At 48.0% G+C, this 16,661-nt stretch carries 14 protein-coding genes and 1 other annotated feature; of the genes, 11 read left to right on the top strand and 3 right to left on the bottom strand.

From position 1 onward, the window contains the following. Nucleotides 1-134: 134 nt before the first annotated feature. Together metK and asnB are read left to right on the top strand one after the other, a co-directional pair. Entirely contained in the window at nucleotides 135-1,346 is a 1,212-nt protein-coding gene (gene metK / locus NSS95_RS10770) for a methionine adenosyltransferase (protein ID WP_014097654.1), read from the top strand. Nucleotides 1,347-1,576: 230 nt separating this feature from the next. Continuing rightward, a complete protein-coding gene (gene asnB / locus NSS95_RS10765) occupies nucleotides 1,577-3,475 on the top strand; it encodes an asparagine synthase (glutamine-hydrolyzing) (RefSeq protein ID WP_017550245.1) in 1,899 nt (632 codons plus the stop codon). 370 nt (nucleotides 3,476-3,845) lie between these two features. Here the strand turns inward: asnB and NSS95_RS10760 are convergent, their stop codons facing one another. Continuing rightward, the gene (locus NSS95_RS10760) at nucleotides 3,846-4,361 is read right to left on the bottom strand and encodes a gamma carbonic anhydrase (protein ID WP_340713883.1); all 516 of its coding nucleotides are present in this window, start codon (nucleotides 4,359-4,361) and stop codon (nucleotides 3,846-3,848) included. 158 nt (nucleotides 4,362-4,519) lie between these two features. On the opposite strand from NSS95_RS10760, the gene NSS95_RS10755 reads away from it, so the two are divergent. Next, nucleotides 4,520-5,326: an alpha/beta hydrolase gene (locus NSS95_RS10755; protein ID WP_014097657.1), complete on the top strand. Its 807-nt coding sequence runs from the start codon at nucleotides 4,520-4,522 to the stop codon at nucleotides 5,324-5,326. Nucleotides 5,327-5,336: 10 nt separating this feature from the next. Next, a complete protein-coding gene (locus NSS95_RS10750) occupies nucleotides 5,337-6,431 on the top strand; it encodes a tetraprenyl-beta-curcumene synthase family protein (RefSeq protein WP_014097658.1) in 1,095 nt (364 codons plus the stop codon). Nucleotides 6,432-6,860: 429 nt separating this feature from the next. Here NSS95_RS10750 and NSS95_RS10745 read toward each other — a convergent pair whose 3' ends face one another. Next, complete coding sequence (locus NSS95_RS10745) at nucleotides 6,861-7,433, bottom strand: class I SAM-dependent methyltransferase (RefSeq protein ID WP_014097660.1); 573 nt, start codon at nucleotides 7,431-7,433, stop codon at nucleotides 6,861-6,863. Nucleotides 7,434-7,807: 374 nt separating this feature from the next. Between NSS95_RS10745 and NSS95_RS10740 the strand changes: the two genes are divergently transcribed. The 7 genes from NSS95_RS10740 (at nucleotide 7,808) to NSS95_RS10710 (ending at nucleotide 15,566) form a co-directional block, all read left to right on the top strand. Continuing rightward, nucleotides 7,808-8,083, top strand: coding sequence for a YtzC family protein (locus NSS95_RS10740; RefSeq protein WP_340713882.1), 276 nt, complete (start codon nucleotides 7,808-7,810; stop codon nucleotides 8,081-8,083). Nucleotides 8,084-8,429: 346 nt separating this feature from the next. Further along, nucleotides 8,430-9,617 carry an MDR family MFS transporter gene (locus tag NSS95_RS10735; protein WP_340713881.1) on the top strand — a complete coding sequence of 396 codons (1,188 nt, stop codon included), beginning with the start codon at nucleotides 8,430-8,432 and terminating at the stop codon, nucleotides 9,615-9,617. 54 nt (nucleotides 9,618-9,671) lie between these two features. Continuing rightward, nucleotides 9,672-9,877 (top strand) — a binding site (T-box leader). A gap of 68 nt (nucleotides 9,878-9,945) precedes the next feature. Then, nucleotides 9,946-12,360: a leucine--tRNA ligase gene (gene leuS, locus NSS95_RS10730; protein WP_014097663.1), complete on the top strand. Its 2,415-nt coding sequence runs from the start codon at nucleotides 9,946-9,948 to the stop codon at nucleotides 12,358-12,360. A 124-nt stretch (nucleotides 12,361-12,484) separates the two neighbouring features. Then, complete coding sequence (locus tag NSS95_RS10725) at nucleotides 12,485-12,970, top strand: hypothetical protein (protein WP_014097664.1); 486 nt, start codon at nucleotides 12,485-12,487, stop codon at nucleotides 12,968-12,970. After that, nucleotides 12,951-13,454 (top strand): hypothetical protein, encoded by a 504-nt coding sequence (locus NSS95_RS10720; RefSeq protein ID WP_014097665.1) that lies wholly within the window; start codon nucleotides 12,951-12,953, stop codon nucleotides 13,452-13,454. Before NSS95_RS10725 ends, NSS95_RS10720 begins: the two co-directional genes overlap by 20 nt. 53 nt (nucleotides 13,455-13,507) lie before the next feature. Further along, complete coding sequence (locus NSS95_RS10715; protein ID WP_014097666.1) at nucleotides 13,508-13,693, top strand: sporulation protein Cse60; 186 nt, start codon at nucleotides 13,508-13,510, stop codon at nucleotides 13,691-13,693. A 247-nt stretch (nucleotides 13,694-13,940) separates the two neighbouring features. Then, nucleotides 13,941-15,566 carry a putative polysaccharide biosynthesis protein gene (locus NSS95_RS10710; RefSeq protein WP_014097667.1) on the top strand — a complete coding sequence of 542 codons (1,626 nt, stop codon included), beginning with the start codon at nucleotides 13,941-13,943 and terminating at the stop codon, nucleotides 15,564-15,566. 629 nt (nucleotides 15,567-16,195) lie between these two features. Here the strand turns inward: NSS95_RS10710 and NSS95_RS10705 are convergent. Further along, nucleotides 16,196-16,417: a DeoR family transcriptional regulator gene (locus NSS95_RS10705; RefSeq protein WP_017552518.1), complete on the bottom strand. Its 222-nt coding sequence runs from the start codon at nucleotides 16,415-16,417 to the stop codon at nucleotides 16,196-16,198. Between the last annotated feature and the right edge of the window lie 244 nt (nucleotides 16,418-16,661).

The raw sequence follows: 16,661 nt of genomic DNA, 5'->3' as shown, positions 1-16,661 counted from the left end.
ATTGATTGAAGTCAAAACCTTTCCACTCATGATGAATGGGGAAGGTTTTTATTTTTGGCTTTGTACATGAAATGAATCGAGTTTAGGGTATGAGTACCGTTTCCAATATGTAACCATATAAGGAGGAAAAGCGGATGTTAAAAGGACGGCATTTGTTCACATCGGAATCGGTGACGGAAGGCCATCCGGACAAAATTTGCGACCAGATTTCCGATGCCATTTTGGATGCCATTTTAGAAAAAGACCCGAATGCCCGCGTTGCCTGTGAAACTTCCGTCACAACAGGGCTCGTGCTCGTCACGGGGGAAATTTCCACCAATACATATGTGGATATTCCGAAAGTGGTGCGCAAGACCATTAAAGAGATCGGCTATACGCGCGCGAAATACGGGTTTGATGCGGAAACATGCGCTGTGCTGACATCGATTGACGAACAGTCCGAAGATATTGCGCGCGGCGTTAACCAGGCTTTGGAAGCCCGCGAAGGCGGGATGAGCGACGAAGAGATTGAGGCAATCGGAGCCGGCGACCAGGGCCTGATGTTCGGGTTTGCCTGCAATGAGACAGAAGAGCTGATGCCGCTTCCCATTTCGCTTGCCCACAAGCTTGCCCGCCGTCTTGCTGAACTCCGCAAACAAGAAGTGATCCCGTATTTGCGCCCGGATGCGAAGACACAGGTGACAGTTGAATATGACGAGAACAACCAGCCTGCCCGCATTGATACGATTGTCATTTCAACGCAGCATGATCCTGACACAAGCGCCGGACAAATCCAGGAAGATATGAAAAAATACGTCATTGAACCGGTTGTGCCGGCACACTTGCTCGATGCGGATACAAAGTATTTGATTAATCCGACCGGCCGCTTTGTTATCGGCGGCCCTCAAGGGGATGCGGGGCTGACCGGCCGCAAAATCATTGTCGACACGTACGGCGGCTATGCACGTCACGGCGGCGGCGCATTTTCCGGGAAAGACCCGACGAAAGTGGACCGTTCCGCTGCTTATGCCGCCCGCTATGTTGCGAAAAATATTGTTGCGGCAGGCCTTGCGGAAAAATGCGAGGTACAGCTTGCGTATGCGATCGGGGTGGCGAAGCCCGTTTCTATTTCCATCGATACGTTTGGGACCGGAAAAGTGCCGGAAAAAGTGCTGATCGAGGCGGTCGAAGCTCATTTTGACCTGCGCCCGGCCGGCATTATCAAAATGCTCGACTTGCGCCGTCCGATTTACAGGCAGATCGCTGCGTACGGGCATTTCGGCCGCGATGATTTGGATGTGCCTTGGGAAAAAACGGACAAAGCCGGGGCGTTGAACGAATTCGCCCGCAATCATATCGGAAAATAATATGAAAAAGAGCGCGCCTGGTATACAGGCCGCTCTTTTTCATAAAACGGCGGGAATAAGGAATCCTGTTTGCCTCATTTTTAACAAAAACCCTGCAAACTGGCGGAAAACATGCTAAACTATATTACATGTGCAGAATTTGGCCGTCAAATTTTGGCGGAAATGCATTTGTTTTTTAAAGAAATAAATTTACAATAGAGTATATCGAAATGAAGTAGGTGACTTTTTACATGTGCGGATTTATTGGCTGCGTCCATGACCATCCCGTTACATTATCAGACGAAGACAGGCAACAGTTTAAACAGATGAATCATATGATTGAGCACCGCGGCCCGGATGATGAAGGCTTTTATGAAGACGAGCATATCCAGTTCGGTTTCAGGCGCCTGAGCATTATCGATATCGAGGCGGGGCACCAGCCTTTAACATACGAAAACGAACGGTACTGGATTATTTTTAATGGCGAAATTTATAACTATGTGGAATTGCGTGAAGAACTGCTAAAAGAAGGGATGACATTCGAAACGAATTCGGATACGGAAGTCATTCTTGCCATGTACAGCCGTTACGGCGAAAAAGCAATCGGACGTCTGCGCGGGATGTTCGGGTTTGCGATCTGGGATAAGCAGGAACAAACGCTGTGCGGCGCGCGTGACCCGTTCGGCATTAAACCGTTCTTCTATTATGAAGACGGCGATAAAATGTATTTCGGTTCTGAAAAGAAAAGCATTTTGCTTGCCATGGAAAAACCAGAACTGAATTATGATGCTGTCCAATATTATTTAACCTACCAATTTGTGCCCGAACCTTTCACCATGACAAAAGACATCCGGAAACTTGAACCGGGCCATTATTTTGTGAAAAAAATTGGCAAACCGATGGAAATCAAACGATATTGGAAAGCATCCTTCCACCCGGTTCATAAAAGCGAGGACGAATTTATTCAAGAAGTGCGTGACGTAATGATTGATTCGGTGAAAGTCCATATGCGCAGCGATGTACCGGTTGGCGCATTCCTGTCGGGTGGGATCGATTCCTCGATTACGGCATCGATTGCAAAACAGTTCCATCCGGGCATTAAAACATTCTCCGTCGGCTTCGAACGCGACGGCTACAGCGAAATTGATGTGGCCAAAGAAACGGCGGAAAAACTCGGGGTTGAAAATATCAGCTATGTGATCACGCCGGAAGAATACATGAAAGAACTGCCAAAAATCATTTGGCATATGGACGATCCACTCGCAGATCCTGCCTGTGTGCCCCTTTATTTTGTGGCGCGTGAAGCAAGAAAGTACGTGACCGTTGTTCTGTCTGGCGAAGGCGCGGATGAATTGTTCGGCGGCTATAATATTTACCGTGAACCGCAGTCGCTTGAAGTTTTTGATAAAATTCCGGCTGCCGGAAAATCTATTTTGAAAGCTTTGGCGAAAGTGTTGCCGGAAGGGGTAAAAGGAAAAAGCTTTATCGAACGCGGCGTCACGCCAATGGAAGACCGTTATATTGGCAATGCGAAAATGTACACCGAAGAAGAAAAACGCGACTTGCTGTTGACTTATAACAACAGCCTTGACTACCGTGACATCACAAAGCCGCTGTACAATGAAACAAAAGGCTATGATCCGGTTAACCGGATGCAATATATCGATATCCATACGTGGATGCGCGGCGATATTTTGCTGAAGGCGGACCGGATGACGATGGCCCATTCACTTGAACTGCGTGTGCCGTTTTTGGATAAAGAAGTGTTCCGGGTCGCTTCGCAAATTCCGGCGAGCTTAAAAACGTCTCATAACACAACGAAGTATGTTTTGCGCAAAGCGGCAGAGGGCATTGTGCCGGAACATGTGCTGAATCGGAAAAAACTCGGGTTCCCGGTCCCGATCCGCCACTGGCTGAAAGATGAAATGCATGATTGGGCGGCAGAGATCATCAAAACGAGCCCGACCGATGACATCATCAACAAACAATATGTACTGAAGCTCTTGGAAGACCATTGTGCAGGCAAGCTCGATTACAGCCGGAAAATCTGGACCGTGCTCATTTTCATGCTCTGGCATGCCGTGTATATGGAAGACAAGTACGATTTCCAAAAAGGCGCACAAGGGCGGCTTGCCGGCGCTTCGCTGTAATCTCCAAAAAATCGATTCACAATCGGGAAAATAACCGGATAAAGTTGTCCGCAAAATGAGCGGGCAGGAGGTTTTTCCGTCTTCAAAAGGGGATGGAATTGTGAAATGGTCCGATGTTCGTTCAGCGTTTCACAGTAAGAAAGCTGGGACAAAAAAGGGGGGTCTGGCCCCGCTTCCGTGTAATCGGAAACGGGGGCAGGCCCCTTTATCGTATAACGCTTTTTTCGTATATGCCTGGTAAGCTTTGCATTTATCCCGGTTCGCAGCATGGCTTTTTTTGTTCATTTTTTCGCTTGTTTGCGGCTTAAAACAGTGCGGCTGCCGATGCTTTTAAAGAAGGCGTTATTTTTGTCCCCGCCGGTAACCTTTGTCAGCGCCCGACGGAATTTTTATAGTACTGTGCTTTTTCGGCATATTCGCGGACGATGCGGCGCATGTCCTGGATATCTTTTTCGGTAAGTTCACGGATCACTTTTGCCGGGCGGCCGAACGCAAGCGTATGCGGAGGAATCTTTTTCCCGGGCGTTACAAGGCTGCCGGCGCCAATAAAAGCGCCTTCCCCGATTTCGGCGCCGTCAAGAATAATTAAACCCATGCCGATCAAAGCTTTTGTCCGAACATGGCAGCTATGTAAAATTACCTGGTGGCCGACCGTCACTTCATCTTCCAGTATGAGCGGTGTTTGCGGGCTTTCGTGCAGGACGCAGTTATCCTGGACATTTACCTTTTGTCCGATTTTTACCGGTGCGACATCGCCGCGGATAACGGTTCCAAACCAGATGCCGGATTCATCGCCGATTTCAACGTCCCCCGTAACGGTCACATTGTCAGCAATATAAGCAGTTGGCGCAATCAAAGGGGTTTTTCCATTGTAAGCATAAATCATATTCATACCCTCCTATTTTGATCTTTTCTTTTATCTTAAAGAATTGGGAATAAATTGTGAATAAATCGGGTTAAAAATGGCATATGTTTTTCAGAACAGAAGGATTATGGGTAAAATAAAAGCAGGATGGTTTCGCAGGTTTTGAAGGAGGCAGGAACATGTGGAAATGGGAAGCAGATGAAAACCCAAAAGCAGTCATCGTCATAGTTCATGGCGCGATGGAACATCACCGCCGCTACAGCTGGCTAATTGAGATGTGGAGATCAAGCGGCTATCATGTCGTGATGGGCGATCTTCCCGGTCATGGGATGACATCAAGAGCAAAAAGGGGGCATATTGATTCCTTTGATGAATATACAACAGAGATAAAAGAGTGGGTGACGGCAGCCTATCAGTTCGACCTCCCGATTTTTCTCCTCGGTCACAGCATGGGCGGGCTGGCGGTCATCCGGCTGCTTGAGCAGGAACATCTGAAAATCGCGGGGGTTATTCTTTCCTCGCCGTGCCTTGGGCTTGTCCAGTATCCTTCAAAGCTGCTCGGCCTGCTTTCGATCGGGTTAAACCGGATTGCCCCGGGCCTCCGCTTTAACAGCCCGCTGACCGTGCAAATGGCAACGCGGAATAAGGATATTCAAATGCAGGCGGTCAACGATTCATTGATGCTGACAAAAGTATCTGTCCGCTGGTACCGTGAGCTGCTCGCAGCGATGCGGCAGGCACAGATGGATACCGTACGGCTGCCGGACGTCCCGTTTCTTGTCATGCAGGCCGGGAATGACAAAATTGTGGACAAGGGGGCTGTCGTAAATTGGTTTAACCAAACTTCCGTGTCCGAAAAATTATACAAAGAATGGCCGAAATGCTACCATGAAATTTTCAATGAACCGGAAAGGGAAGATGTTTTCCTTTATGCGAAAAATTTTGTGGAAAACCGGCTCCGCACGTTAGGCTATATATTAGAATGAGGTGACGCTTGTGACAATTCCATCCTATCCGATCTCATTAATGGCGCAAGTTTACCGCCGGGTGATGCCGGCTGTCCACCGTGAACTCCATTACTGGCGGGAAAAGGCACGCCAGATTCCCAATGATGAATTAAAGACACAGGCGCTCGCCAGCATTCAACATAAAACGTTTCACTGTGAAGGCGGATCGATCCTCGGCCTTTTGGCAATGGAAGAGCGGACAGCGGCTTTTCGGTTTATTGTCGCTTACCAGACGATCAGCGACTATCTTGATAATCTATGCGACCGCAGCACATCGCTTGACCCGGTTGATTTCCGAGCACTGCACGAGTCCATGTCCGATGCGCTTACAGTCGGCGCACCGTTGAAAAATTATTACCGTTACCGACTGGACCAGGATGACGGTGGTTATTTGCATGAACTCGTGCGGACATGCCAGGTTGTGTTGAGCCGCATCCCTCAATATAAAGCCATTCAACCTTATTTGCTGGAACTTTGCCGTTATTATTCGGATCTGCAAGTACATAAACATGTGCGCGTAGAGGAACGGGTGCCGCGGCTAAAGGAATGGTTTTTGCGCTACAAGCCGGATTTTCCAGATATGGAATGGTATGAGTTTTCCGCCTGTTCCGGCTCGACCCTCGGGATTTTCTGCCTTGTTTCCTACGCGCTCCGGGACGATTTCCGCCCTGAATATGCGACAATCATCCGTGACGGGTATTTTCCTTATATTCAGGGGTTGCATATTCTGCTGGATTATTTTATCGACCAGGACGAAGACAAAAAAGGCGGAGACTTGAATTTTTGTTTTTATTACCCGAGCGAAGAAGAGCTGTTTAAACGGCTGAAGCATTTTTTGCAGGAGGCGGATAAACATACGGCCCGACTCCCAAATGAAAAATTTCATAAACTGATTAACCGGGGGCTTTTGGCTGTTTATTTGTCAGATGAAAAGGTGAAGAAGCAGCGGAGCGTTCAGAAATTGTCGCGGAAAATGATCAAATTTGCCGGCTCGATCAGTTTATTCTTTTATTTTAACGGAAAAATGTACCGCGCCATCAAAAACATGATCCCGGCCAGCCTGGCAAAAACAATAGTAAAATGAGCCGGCTGGTGGCAACGGGAAAGGGCAGATTTTATCGGCCCCTTTGTTGCCGTTTTTAGAAAAGGCGGATGGTTGTCTGGTTGAGGAAACCGGAGCAATGTGGCTTTTTCCGGCCGGACTTTTTGCATCATTCAAGAGCCGGCCGTGTTCATATACGATTAAAAAAGGCGGGCTTTCGTACCCGGCCCCGTTGTTACCGTTTTTCAATGGCAATGAGAAAAGGCGTGCTTTTCGTACCCGGTCCTTTTGTTATCGCTTTTTGAATGGCATGAAAAAAGGCGTGCTTTGCATAATCCAGGACCCGGTCAGATTCATATGCGATTGAAAAAGGCAGCTGTTCGTAGCCGGCCCCTATGTTATCGCTTTTGGGAATGACATGAAAAAGCCAGGTTCCCGTTATGTTTTGAATCGGAACCAATCGATCCTTCGTTATCGTTTTTCAATAGCAATAAGAAAAGGCGGATGGTTTGCCTGGTTAAGAAATTCATACCGGAGCACATGCGCCTTTTTCTGGTCGAGCTGTTTTACATAATCTAGGAGTCGGTCACGTTCATATGCGCCGCCTTCATGCCCGTGGTAAACCACCACTGCGATGATCCCTCCAGTTTCAAGCATGGAAAAAATCTGCTCGAGTGCGGCAATGGTTGACTCCGGCCGGGTAATGACCGTTTTGTCGCTGTCCGGCAAATAGCCCAAATTGAAAACCGCTCCGCTGATCTTGCCATGCAGCGCTGCCGGGATGCATTCGCTGGCATGTTCATGGCCGGTGCAGAAAAGTTCGGCGCGCGTAACGAGGCCTTCTTTCTCCAGGCGTTCCTTTGTCCGCCTCACCGCTTCCGGCTGGATATCAAAAGCAAACACTTTTCCACCTTCTCCAACCCGTTTGGCGAGAAATACAGTATCATGCCCGTTCCCGGCTGTTGCGTCAATGGCAAAACCGCCGCTCTTTACAGCTTTTTCTAAAAGTAAATGAGCAAATGAGAGAACAGGAAGCATATTCATCTTTGCAGCATCTCCATTTATTGATTGGTCTACAGGCGAAAGTTGAACGCCTGTTTTTTTACTGTGAAAAGGCAAATGTGCCCCATGTAAATCATATTTTTCAGCGCTTTCCATTCGAATACCGGAATGGACACGGCAAAATCGTTCTTATTCTTCAGACATACAGGCTCGCGCCCCAAAATGGTAAAAAACCGTCTTTATGCAGCGCACTCCTTTTGAATTTTACCATGAACGGGTGCGGGTGCAAAGGCGGCTCGGATTCTAAATCGAGCTGTCGGGAAGAAACTCCCAATGCGCTGGGGAAACATTTTTTCTGCACGGGGCATTATACAAATGAAGCCTGCACGCTTCAAAGCATAAAGGGGGGAATCGTGATGGCCACACGGGAAGCAGTCGAAAATTGTATCAACCGTTGCGAGCAAACCGTTCAATCGGCGCGTGAGCAATTTGCGGAAGGCAACCGCCAGGAAAACTACGGCTATTATGATTTTTCGGAACCGTTAACAGAGCTGGAAGAAGCCTATAATGAACTTTGCAAATTGGCGATCAGTGCCAACTCCCAGCAGCGTGAGCGCCTCCACCGTATGCGCCTTGTGATTCAGCAGCTGCAAAACGAGATGATTTTACAGGAACATGAACCGACCATGTAATTAGGTAAGCCGGAAAAACGAAGCTTAACTGGGGCCAAAATTGTCGATAAGCAAATGAGGAAAACGGAAAAGCCAGGCAAACATCACGGCGAAAAATCCGGCGGGAACAACGGGCATGTAGGAGCGGTTTCGGCACGGAAAATTTAGGAAAAACAACAAGAAAAGCCGGCCGGATTCATGAAAGCGGGATAGGGCACGGGCCTTATCCCGTTTTTAATGCAAATGTTGGATCAAGCAGAGGACGGGGAATTGCCATAATATTTATATTTTGCAAGAATGCTTGTAACTGCCGGGAAAAACCCCTACAATTTCCTTTGATCGATTCATTAGCAGGGGGGCATTCATTTTGCCAAAAACTGTGTGGCTGCTTGTCATTGGCATGGCTGTCAACATGACTGGCGCTTCTTTTTTATGGCCGTTAAATTCAATCTATATTCACGATCATCTCGGCAAATCGCTGTTTATCGCCGGTCTCGTGCTCATGCTGAATAATTTTACAAGCGTCATCGGCAGTCTTTTGGGCGGCTATTTGCATGATAAAATCGGGGGTTACCGTTCCGTACTGCTGGGCGGTCTGATCTCTGCCGTGGCGCTTGCCGGCTTGACATGGAACCACGCTTGGCCGGATTACGTATTTTTCCTTGGTGCCATCGGGCTCGGTTCCGGCATGATCGGCCCGGCGATCCTTGCAATGGCGGGCGCGGCTTGGAAAGGCGGAGGGAGAAAAGCGTTCAATGCCATCTATGTCGCCAACAACATCGGGGTTGCACTCGGTGCCGCGCTGGGCGGCGTGATTGCTTCTTATTCCATTGACCTTATTTTTGCAGCGAATCTTGCACTTTTTCTCGTTTTTATGGCGATTGCCATCTTCGGCTACCGGAATATTGCCGAAAAACATGCCGGGTATGCGGGAACAGCCGCTGTTTCTGCCAAACGTGCAGGGCGGGCGCAAGTGGCATCACTCATCCTGTTATGCTTTGCTTATTTCCTGGCATGGACGGCGTACACGCAATGGACGGCCACGATTTCCACTTATACGCAGACGCTTCATATCTCGCTGAACAAATACAGCTTTCTTTGGACGTTGAACGGCGCGATCATCGTGCTCGGCCAGCCGCTCCTTTTGCCGTTTTTAAAGCGGTTCTTGCCGGAAGTCAAACAGCAAATTGTTGTTGGGACGGCCATTTTTATGCTGTCATTCGCTGTCGTTGCCTTTGCCGGGCATTTTGCCGGTTTTTTAGTGGCAATGGGCATTTTAACGGTTGGGGAAATGCTTGTCTGGCCGGCTGTGCCCGCAGTTGCCAATACGCTTTCGCCGAAAGGGCGGGAAGGGTTTTACCAGGGCATCATCAACAGTGTCGCAACATGCGGCAGAATGATTGGCCCTGTTGTTGGCGGGTTTGTCGCAGATGCATTCGGCATGAAGGCATTGTTCGGATTGCTCATTATTTTTCTCGCTATTTCCCTTTTATTGGCCTTGCTGTATGACCGCCCACTCGTGGAAAAATCACATTCTGGGGCAACAGGAAAATAATATTGAAACTGGGAATGAATTTCTGTAAAATAGGTTATAAATTGAATAAATGATAGAAGAACGTTGACAAGGAGTAGTAACGGCGGCGCTGAAACAAGAGAATTGGCGGAAGGTGCAAGCCAATCAGAGAACCCCGTGAACTCGCCTTTGAGTTGCAAATATGACCCGTTTTAGTATTTGCCGTATTCCGCGTTAAGGACTTAAAGTGAGTGCTTGCACTAATTTGGGTGGTACCGCGGGAGAACCCTCTCGTCCCTTTTTCTTGGGATGGGAGGTTTTTTGCGTCCTATATTGTCAATGTCGATACATAAAAAAGGAGGAGTCTGTCATGAGTTTTGACCACCGGAAAATCGAAAAGAAATGGCAGCAGTACTGGGAAGAGCATCACACGTTCCGTACCGGTGAAGACGAAAATAAACCGAAATTTTATTGCCTGGATATGTTTCCGTATCCGTCGGGGGCAGGCCTTCACGTCGGGCACCCGGAAGGCTATACGGCGACCGACATCGTGTCGCGGACGAAACGGATGCAAGGATATAATGTCCTCCATCCGATGGGGTGGGATGCATTCGGGCTTCCAGCTGAGCAGTATGCGATTGATACCGGCAATGATCCGGCTGTTTTCACAATTCAAAATATCAATACGTTCCGCCGCCAGATGAAATCGATCGGGTTTTCTTATGATTGGGATAGGGAAATCAACACATCTGATCCGGAATATTATAAATGGACGCAGTGGATTTTTCTGCAGCTGTGGAAAAAGGGGCTGGCTTATATTGATGAAGTGCCAGTCAACTGGTGCCCTGCGCTCGGAACCGTGCTGGCAAACGAAGAAGTCATTGACGGCAAGAGCGAACGCGGCGGGCATCCGGTCATCCGCAAACCGATGCGCCAGTGGATGTTGAAAATTACCGCCTATGCAGACCGCCTTCTTGAAGACCTTGAGGAGCTGGATTGGCCGGAAAACATTAAGGATATGCAGCGCAACTGGATTGGCCGTTCGGAAGGGGCAGAAGTGACATTCCAGGTTGAAGGCACAAATGAAACGTTTACCGTTTTCACGACCCGCCCGGATACGCTGTTCGGGGCGACCTACGCCGTGCTTGCGCCGGAACACCCGCTTGTGGATAAAATCAAAACAGCTGAGCAGGCCGATGCAGTTCAGGCTTACATTGCCGAGGTGCAATTAAAAAGCGACCTCGAACGGACGGACCTTGCGAAAGACAAAACCGGCGTATTTACGGGGGCGTATGCCGTGAACCCGGCGAACGGCGAAAAAATGCCAATTTGGATTGCCGATTATGTATTAATGAGCTACGGGACAGGCGCAATCATGGCGGTGCCGGCCCATGACGAACGCGACTATGAATTTGCCCGCAAATTCGATTTGCCGATTAAAGAAGTCGTCGCAGGCGGCAACGTTGAAAAAGAAGCCTATACCGGTGACGGTGAACACGTCCATTCCGGATTTTTAAACGGGCTGGATAAACAGACAGCGATTAAACGCATGATCGAGTGGCTTGAAGAAAAAGGGATCGGACAGAAGAAAGTGACATATCGCCTGCGTGACTGGCTGTTCAGCCGCCAACGTTACTGGGGCGAGCCGATTCCGGTCATCCACTGGGAAGACGGGACCATAACGGCCGTGCCGGAAGAAGAGCTGCCACTCATGCTGCCGAAAATGAAGGAAATCAAACCGAGCGGAACAGGTGAATCACCGCTTGCGAATGTGGAAGACTGGGTCAATGTTGTCGATCCGAAAACAGGGAAAAAAGGCCGGCGCGAAACAAACACGATGCCGCAATGGGCGGGAAGCTGCTGGTACTTCCTCCGTTTCATCGATCCGAAAAATCATAAAGCGATTGCCGATCCGGAAAAGCTGAAAAAATGGCTGCCGGTTGACCTTTACATCGGCGGAACCGAGCATGCGGTGCTGCACTTGCTGTATGCCCGCTTCTGGCATAAATTTTTGTACGATATCGGGGTGGTGTCAACGAAAGAACCATTCCAAAGATTGTTCAACCAAGGCATGATCTTGGGCGCGAACCATGAAAAAATGAGCAAATCGCGCGGCAATGTCGTTAATCCGGATGACATTCTCGAGTCGCACGGGGCCGATACGCTCCGGCTGTACGAAATGTTCATGGGCCCTTTGGATGCATCGATTCCGTGGTCGACGAACGGCCTTGACGGTTCCCGCCGCTTCCTTGACCGGATTTGGCGCCTGTTTGTGAATGAAGACGGCAGCCTGTCAGAAAAAATTCAGGACAAGGCCAATCCGGCACTTGAAAAAACGTATCATCTGACGGTCAAAAAAGTGACGGAAGATATCGATGCCCTTCATTTTAACACGGCCATTTCGCAATTAATGGTGTTTATAAACGATGCCTATAAAGCGGAAGTGATACCGAAAACGTATGTGGAAGGCTTCGTCAAGCTGCTGTCGCCGTTTTGCCCGCATATTGCCGAAGAACTGTGGGAAAAACTCGGCCACAGCGGCACGATCACATATGAAGCATGGCCTGCTTTTGATGCTTCAAAACTCATCGAAAATGAAGTGGAAATTGTCCTTCAGGTAAATGGCAAAGTGCGCAACAAAGTGAAGATCGACCGCAACATGAGCCGCGAGGACATGGAAAAACTCGCGCTTGCGGATGAAAAAATCAAGGAATTTACGGAAGGAAAAACGATTCGCAAAATCATTGCTGTACCGGGCAAACTCGTCAACATTGTGGCAAACTGATGGATTTCCGGAAAACGGGGCTTTACGGTGAAATGGCCGTAAGCCCCGTTTTTTATGCGTGAAATTCATAATTTGTTTGTGAAATGGCAAACTAGGATTATCAACCATAAAAAGGGGAAAAAAGATGGTTCTTTTATTTTCACTTTTGGCAGGGGCAGGGCTGGCCTATTTGTCCCGCACGCTGTTTGAGGCAGAAAAAATGAAATCATTGCTGCTTTACTTATGGCTATACTTCTGGACAATCAATTTTTTAAGGATACTGGAAATGAACCTGCACTTTGTTCATGATCACCATACAACGATGTTCTATATTTCCAGGTTGCTTGTTCTGTTCGAGGTGCCCCTTTTGTTTCTGCTGTATTTGCACGTGTTTCACCTGTCACGGACGTCCGGCCGGAAAACACTGACAGTAGCATGTTTTTTCCTTGTTTTTACAGGTTATGTCGCCATCCTTGATTTTTTACAAATTCTGTATACCTACGGATGGTCATGGCGGTATGTCCTTGCTTTCTTCTTCACTGATCTTGCGGTTTTACACGTAGGCGATGCGCTCTATAGATGGTTGGACAGGAAAAAGGAGGTACACCGGCATGCTTCCGGAAAAATTTGACGAGAATGAAATCTTTACCCTTGCCGCCTTGGCAGGGTTGATGCTGGCGCTGTATCTCTTGCCAAAAGCCGTTTCATGGAAAGCAGGACTTGCGAACGGGCTGTTTTTTACAGCAATGGCCTGCTTTGCGGATGAAGTGCTTAGCGCGATGCATCCTTTAAACTTATACAACACATTTGATTCGCCTGATCTCGAGCTTTTTGACTTCATTATTTATTTACCTGTTTTTACCTTGTACGGCTATTTGTTTATTACGGTGCAGCGTTTTTTTCGGGCGCGACTCCGCTCTGTACGCAACGTGTTTTTTTATTTGCTCGCCTGGATCGTTTTTACGTGTTTGATGGAGACCATTGCTGTTAAGTTTGGCGTGTTCCACTATTTGAAGGAATGGAACAATTTTCATTCGCTAGTTGCCTATTGCTTCATCTTTCCGATATTTTATGCTTATGCAAATTGGATTTTAAAAATGGAAGTGACTGATTAAAATGTTCTGAAATTGGAGACAATAGACATAAAAGAAACGGGGAGGAATCACAAATGGTACAGGTCAAACTTTTCGATTGTGAACATGAAAAGGATCTCGAGGAAAGCATGAATGCGTTTTTGGAAAAAATAGAGGAAGATAAACTGATTGACATCAAATATAATATTGCTGCCATGGTGGAGCCGGCAGAGGATGACCAGATTTATTGCTTCTCTGCAATGATTTTGTACCATAAATAAAGCGGAGTGTGGGGACGCTCACTTTTTTGCCCCGCTCTGCTTTTTTTCGTCCACACGATTGTAAAAGATGATCCATGGTAGCTGCAGTCTCAACTGCCATCCATCCCGCCACCTGTCCGCGGAAAAAATTCTTCATAAAAAAATTGTCAAGCGGGTATGTTCGCGGTACACTACATTATAGTGTGTGAAAAAAGGCCCGTCCGCATCAGGGGCGGCCGGAAGATCATTTCGGGCGGGAAGGGATTTTATGTCTTCAAAATTATTGCGCGGCACATTTATTTTAACACTTGGGACGATCATCTCGAAAATTCTCGGGGTGTTCTATGTGATTCCGTTTGATGCGATCATCGGCGGATCAGGACCGGAGGCACTCTACCAGTTCGGGTATGTCCCTTACAATATTTTTATTAGCATTTCCACGGCAGGCGTCCCGCTTGCTGTCGCAAAATATGTGGCAAAATACAATGCGCTTGAAGAATATGCAGTCAGCCGGAAGCTGTTCAGGTCGAGCATGTATTTAATGATTGGGACCGGTATTGCCGGCTTTCTTGTGATGTATGTTTTTGCCCCGTATTTTACGGATTTGGCGATGGCCGGTAAGCAGGAGGCTCAGGTTTTCTCAAAAGCCGACGTGACGGTGGTGATCCGGGCGGTCAGTTTTGCGCTGATCATTATTCCGGTGATGAGCCTGATTCGCGGTTTTTTCCAGGGGCACCAGTCAATGGGGCCTTCTGCTGTTTCCCAGGTTGTGGAGCAGGTTGTCCGGATTTTATTTATGCTGATCGGTGCTTACGTGATTTTACATATGCTCCACGGCAGCATCGTGTCCGCCATCAGCGCGGCGACATTTGCCGCATTTGTCGGTGGGATGGCGAGCCTGTTTGTGCTCATTTGGTACTGGTTCAAACGAAAACCGCATCTTGACCGGCTGCTTGAACAGGACAAAGGCACAATGCATGTTTCGATTCCCACGTTGTATAAAGAAATCATCCTTTCTGCCTTGCCGTTTGTATTTGTCGGGATCGCCAATTCGCTTTACCAGATGGTTGATCAGCTGACAGTGAAGCGCGGTATGGAAGCGGTCGGGCTCGGGAAAATGTGGCAGACGCAGCTCGGGATATTGAATTTCCAGTCGCACAAGCTTGTCATTATTCCGGTCTCCCTTGCGACCGCCTTTTCCATGACACTTGTTCCGATGATTACGGAAGCTTTCGCAAAAAGGGAGCGCGATATGCTCGTCCGATCTGTTGACCAGACATTGCAGGTGCTGCTTTTTATTACGGTGCCGGCTGCGCTTGGGATGTCGCTTTTGGCCAAGCCTATTTTTGCGATTTTTTATAATACGGATAACGCCGTCTCGGTCAGCGTGCTGATGCATTATGCACCGGTTGCCATTTTGTTCTCGCTTTATTCCGTGACAGCGGCGATCATGCAGGGGGTCAATGAGCAGCGCTGGACGATTTTAAGCTTGCTCGTCGGGCTATTGTTAAAATTAAGCCTGAATATCCCGCTGATCAAAATGTTTGGGATTCTCGGCGCGGTCTACGCCACGGCAATCGGGTATACAGCGTCGATTCTGATCAGCTTTATTGTGATCAAAATTTTCGCAGCCTATCCGTATCGGACGGTGATCCGGCGCACGATCCTGATTTTGATTTTTAATGCTGTCATGCTGGCGGTGGTCGGTGCTGTTTATAAAGGGCTCACACTTGTGCTTTCGCCTTCTTCAAGGTGGCAGGCATTGCTGATTGTTGTGATTTGCGCCGCGGCCGGTGCGGTTGTTTATGCCTACCTTGGCCTGAAATCGAAACTTGCGGACAAGCTGTTCGGCGTAAGGATTCAACGCGTGAAGGCAAGGTTGCATATGCGGTAAGCAGACGGGATGATTTGTGCAACAGGAAGCGCAATGTAAGGCTTGCGGGCAAGATGCGGGATAAAGTTGTGTATGGCTGACGGGATTGCAAGTGGCGGTAAAAAGCCGAACTTCCTGGCGTTTTCGGCTGTTCAACCGTTTAGCCGTGGGTTGTAAGCGGGAGAAAAAAGCTGGATCCCATTTTAGCGGATAGTTTTCCGGCGGTGGGGTTCAACGCGTGAAAGCGGGATTGTGAGCGAGAGTAAAAGCTGAACCCTCTTAAGCGGATAGTTGACCTGTATCAGGGTTTAACGCGTGAAAGCAGGGATTGAAATCGCGGGTAAAAAGTTGAACCACTTTAACCGGATAGTTTTCTTATGTCAGATTTCAACGTGTATGAGCAGAGATTGCAAGCGGGAGAAAAAGGCTGCACTCCATTTTAGTGGATAAACTTTCCGGGTTAGTTGTCAACACCTGAAGGAGGGGTTGCCTATTTGGGTGCAGGGTAAGCGAAACTGATGAGCAGGTGAGGAGTATTGAACCTGCGGGAATAGGTTGTAAATGGCAGGGATAAACGGCCCTTAAACATGCCAAAAGCGGCACTGCATGTCTCCGCTGCCGCTTTCCAAAAAAACAATTTGTTTCTTTCTCTAAGATGACATCTTAACTTTTTTGCTTGTTGTTGTCCAAATCCCCCTGTGTGTGCTTTTGACCAAGTCGTTGTATGCCAGCACATTCAAATCTCTTTGAATGGTGCGAGGAGTGATGCCGAACTCATCTACCAGTTCCTGGGTTGTCACAGTCCCTTTCTCTTTAATAAACATATAAATCGACTTAATACGAGTAAGCATACGGTCTGTTGATGGTTTCAAAATACCACTCCCTCATCTTTTTTCCAAAGACAAAGACGACAAACAGCTTTACAACATGTTTAGCTTACAGGAATATGCGTGCCGTTCGGACAACTCCTTTTTCTAAAATTTTTTTCTAAGATGTCAGACAATTATATTGTACATCTTTTTGCCTGAATTGACAAATATATCAGCTCTTGTTTACACCATATGTTGTGCCCGTTAAGTTTATAACCACTATTGGTAGCGCTTTCTTTTTACCGGC

It is taken from the genome of Weizmannia sp. FSL K6-3076 (genome assembly GCF_038007245.1).
Classification (GTDB): Bacteria; Bacillota; Bacilli; order Bacillales; family Bacillaceae_C; genus Weizmannia; species Weizmannia faecalis.
The sequence above is the reverse complement of the archived record's forward strand: the minus strand, read 5'-3'. Positions and strand labels throughout refer to the sequence as shown.